At 74.3% G+C, this 3,403-nt stretch carries 1 protein-coding gene and 1 pseudogene; one reads left to right on the forward strand and one right to left on the reverse strand.

Translation table 11 applies throughout. The annotated features are described in order from the left end of the window. The coding region (locus tag FV223_RS23325; RefSeq protein WP_147729224.1) for a lytic transglycosylase domain-containing protein at positions 1 to 1,952 on the forward strand (1,952 nt) is incomplete at its 5' end. A gap of 437 nt (positions 1,953 to 2,389) precedes the next feature. Here the strand turns inward: FV223_RS23325 and FV223_RS23330 are convergent. Beyond that, positions 2,390 to 3,403, reverse strand: a pseudogene (locus FV223_RS23330) (hypothetical protein); the annotation flags it as partial.

A 3,403-nucleotide genomic window follows, 5' to 3' on the forward strand; every position in this document is an offset into this window, starting at 1 on the left:
CCCCCGTGCCGGAGGTGCCGGGCCTCGGCCCGATCGCCCGCGTCGGCGACACCGACGTCGCCCAGCTGCGCCAGGCGATCGACTTCTACCGCAAGGGCAAGGTCGCCGACGGCGACCGCCTGCGCGACGGCTTCTCCGATCCGGCGGCGCGGGCGCTGCTCGAATGGGTCGCGATCCGCGCCGGCGCCGGCATCGGCTTCGAGCGCACCGTCGCCTTCACCCGCGCCAACCCGGACTGGCCGGCGGGCCCGCTGCTCCGCCGCCGCGCCGAGGAGGCGTTGCTCACCGAGCGCAGGAATCCGGCGACGGTGCGCGCCTATTTCGGTGCGACCCGGCCGGCGAGCGCGCCGGGCAAGTTCGCCCTGGCGCTGGCGTTCAAGGCGGACGGGCTCGATGCGGACGCCGCCGACCTCGTCCGCGACCTGTGGCGCTCCGAGACCTTCGGCCGCTCGCTCGAGGCCAGGGTCGCCGACGCCTTCCCGGGCGTGCTCACCCGCATCGATCACCGCTACCGCATGGAGCGTGCGCTCTTGAAGGAAGACTGGGAGGCGGCCGGCCGGGCCGCGACCTATGCCGGCGGCGCGTATGCCAGCCTGGTGCGGGCGCGCCGCGCCGTCGAGGACAAGAGCTCCGGGGCCGCCTCCGCCCTCGCCGCGGTGCCGCCGTCGCTGCGCAGCGACAGCTCCTACATCCTGTCGCGGGCGCAGTTCCTGCGCCGGGCCGACAAGCCGGCCGAGGCGGCGGCCGTGCTGGCGACCGCGCCGAGCAACCCGGACGTTCTCGTCGACGGCGACGAATGGTGGGTCGAGCGCCGCATCGTCGCGCGCAAGCTGATCGACCTCGGCGACGCCAGGACCGCCTACGCGGTGGCGAGCGCCAACCCGGCCCGCACGGTCGAGAAGCGGATCGAGGCCGAGTTTCACGCCGGCTGGATTGCGCTCCGCTTCGGCAGCGACCCGGAGGCCGCGTCCCGCCACTTCGCGCTCGCCGCCGGCATCGCCGAGACGCCGATCTCGATCGCCCGCGCCGCCTACTGGCAGGGCCGGGCGGCCGAAGCCCTCGGGCAGGCCGATGCGGCCAAGGAGTTCTACGAGACCGCGGCGCTGCAGCCGATCGCCTATTACGGGCAGCTCGCCCGGGCCAAGCTCGGCCAGACCAGCCTCGCGCTGCGCGCGCCCGCCGACCTCGACGGCCCGGCGCGCGCCGCCTTCGACGACCGGCTCTGCATCCGTGCCCTGCGCCTGCTCGGGGCCGTCTCGCTGAAGGAGCTGGCGCTTCCGCTCTACATCGACACCGCGCAGCGCCTCACCGATGCGCGCGAGGTGCAGGCCCTCGGCGACCTCGCCGTCGAGATGAAGGACGCCCGCGCCCTCGTCGCCGTCGGCAAGCTCGCGGTGCAGCGCGGCCTGCCGCTCGACGCGCACGCCTACCCCACCATCGGCATCCCGACCTACGAGGCGTTCGGCTCGGTGCCGCTGGTCGAGAAGGCGATGGTCTTCGCGATCGCGCGCCAGGAAAGCCAGTTCGACCCGCGGGCGCAGTCCGGCGTCGGCGCGCGCGGCCTGATGCAGATGATGCCGGCCACCGCCCAGCGCACCGCGCGACGCGTCTCGGCCGCCTACGACCCGGACCGGCTCGGCACCGACGCGATCTACAGCGCGCGCCTCGGCCAGGCCCATCTCGGCGAGCTGATGGAGGATTGGCGCGGCTCCTACATCCTCGCCTTCGCCTCCTACAACGCCGGCGGCGGCAACGTGAAGAAGTGGATCGACGCCTACGGCGATCCGCGCAAGGGCGAGGTCGACGCGATCGACTGGGTCGAGCGCATCCCGTTCACCGAGACCCGCAACTACGTCCAGCGGGTGATGGAGAACCTGCAGGTCTACCGCACCCGCCTCGACGGCAAGAGCGCGCTGCTGATCGACGGGGACCTTCATCGCGGAGCGCGGTGAGGGGGTCGCGGGCGGCCGACGTCCCCAAAGGCGAAGCACGGTTCGACGACCCGACCGCGACCGTCCTGAAACCCGACCCGTCAGTCCGGGGCCGCGCAGCCGAGCCCGGAACCCAGAACCGCCAGCGAAGCTGTCCGAATCGACCGTCGCCGCCCTTTCGGGTCGGCTCGGCGGTTCGGGATTCCGGGCTCGCCTTCGGTGCCCCGGAATGATGGGTCGGGTTTGGCGAACGAGCCGCCCCGCTCGGCGGCATTCGACCCGTCCGCAAGTCGATGCGGGAGACAAGCCCTATCGCCCGATCGCATGGGGGTCCGACGAAGACGACCCCTGGATGGCGGGCACGCCCGTCACCCAGAGGCCTGGCCTGCTGCGTCGACTGCCTCAGGACCAACGCGATGGCCCGAGCCCGCCCGGCCCGAGCCGGGCGGGAGGCGCGCTCAGAACTCGCCGCCGAGCCCGGCCCGCACCCCGTGGCCGCCGTCGCCGCCATAGGCGTAGCCGACGTTGATCGCCAGCGGCACGGCGGTCGGCAGGCGGTGCGAGAGTGCCGCGCCGCCGGCCCACTCGCCGCGATAGGTCGCGCTGTTGAGGACCCAGGTGGTGCGGCCGGGTGCCGAGGGCATCGACGCGGTCGGCATCGCCAGCGCCGTGGCGACGCCCTGGCGTGCCTCGCGCCGGGTCTCGGTGGTGTATTGCGACAGGGCGTTCGTGCGCGATTCCAGCGCGCCGACGCGGGACTCGACGCCGCCGATCCGCCCTTCCGCCGAGTCGAGGCGGGAGCCGAGGCCGGCGATGGTGCTCGGGCCGTAGCCGGAGGTCGCGAGGTTGCCCGCCGCGTCGGTGGTCACGAACTGCGTCGCGCCGTTCTGGGCCGCGGCGCTCTGCGCCGACGTGATCCCACCGAGCGTATAGGTGTTCGAGCCGTTGCCGATCGCGACCTGGTTCGTGCGGGTGGTCTGCGCGCCGGGACCGATCGCGATGGTGTTGGCCTGCGTCGCCGAGGCGCTGCGGCCGATCGCGATGGACCCGTCGCCGGCCGCGTTCGCCTCGGTCCCGAGGGCCGTCGCGCTCACGCCGCCCGCCGTGGCGCCGTAGCCGGCCGCGAGCGCGTCAGCGCCGCCGGCGACCGGGAGCGGGAACTGGCTGACGTTGTTGCCGCGGATCGGCAGGTTCTCGGCGTTCGACAGCCGCAGCTCGATCGCCGCGATGCGGGCCGGGTCGTACACCGTGCTGCCGCCGCCGCCGCCGGGTCCGGCTCCGCCGCCCGTGCAGGGATTGCAGGCGGTGCCGCCCGTCGTGCCGGTTCCGGTTCCGGTGCCGGCGGTGGTCCCGGTTCCGCCGCCGACCGACACGCCGACGGATCCGATCGTGCCGCCGCCGACCGTGGCGCCGACATTGGCGACGTTGCCGCCGCCGACGGTCGCGCCGACCCCGGCGATCGTGCCGCCGCC

Source organism: Methylobacterium sp. WL116 (assembly GCF_008039455.1).
GTDB lineage: Bacteria > Pseudomonadota > Alphaproteobacteria > Rhizobiales > Beijerinckiaceae > Methylobacterium.